Origin of the sequence: Anaerovirgula multivorans (assembly GCF_900188145.1) — a bacterium.
GTDB lineage: Bacteria > Bacillota > Clostridia > Peptostreptococcales > Natronincolaceae > Anaerovirgula > Anaerovirgula multivorans.
Genome location: NZ_FZOJ01000105.1, coordinates 1 through 1,040, shown reverse-complemented (window position 1 = coordinate 1,040; position 1,040 = coordinate 1). Strand labels below are relative to the sequence as shown.

Genomic DNA, 1,040 nt, shown 5'->3' with positions numbered 1-1,040 from the left:
ATAACTTTATTAGGTTTTTCCTTTTTAATAATAGGAATATTAAAAAAATCTATCAAAGAAATGAATGGTATCTTTGAAAATGTAGCTACTGGTGATTTTACCCTAGAAATAGATACGAATCAAAAAAATGAATTTGGTTTAATGAAAAAATCATTAGGGTCAACCTTAAAAGATATTTCAAGTATGATTGTTAATATGAAGAATAACATTAACAATACAAATAATAGTGCCGGTGCATTAACAAATATATGTGAACAGATGACAGCAGCAGCACAGGAAGTAGCAGCCTCTATACAGGAGGTAGCAAAAGGTTCCAATTCTCAAGCGGAAGATTTAGCTAAAATAAGTGATATAGTAAACGATTTTGGTAAAGAATTAGAGGCAACAGTGCTTTCTATACAGAATATACATGAAAACACAAAAAAGACAGATGCAATGGTTTCTCAAGGGAATGGGAAATTACAACAGTTGATTGATTCCACTCAAACGATTAGTCAATCCTTTAATGAAGTAAGTGATCATGTAAAAATGTTGGACAATCGATTAGAGGAAATAGGAGAAATTACCCATGCTATTAATAGCATCTCTGATCAAACAAATCTTTTGGCACTGAATGCGGCCATAGAAGCAGCTCGAGCAGGGGAAGCGGGTAAAGGATTTGCTGTTGTGGCAGATGAAATCAGAAAGCTAGCAGAACAATCAAAGAATTCATCAGTTCATATTAACGAATTACTGTCTAACATTACAAATAGCAGTGGAGAAATTATAGAAACCACAACAAAAGGTATTGAAAACTTAAAAGGACAGGAACAAGTAGTACATAGCACCATAAGCTCCTTTAAGGAAATACTAGCAGATATTTCTAATGTTATACCAATGATTGAAAATGCCAACAACTCTATTAATATCGTAGATGACAGTAAAAACGATATTGTAGCTAGAGTAGATACAATTGCTTCTATTTCAGTTGATAATTCAGCGATAGCTCAACAAATAGCTGCATCCTCTGAGGAGATGAGTGCATCTGTAGAAGAGGTAGC

Annotated in this window: 1 protein-coding gene; it reads left to right on the top strand. The window is 33.6% G+C overall.

Annotated elements, in window-relative coordinates; translation table 11 throughout:
• Positions 1 to 1,040: methyl-accepting chemotaxis protein (locus tag CHB72_RS25780; RefSeq protein ID WP_207652656.1), on the top strand; the 1,040-nt coding region annotated here is incomplete at both ends.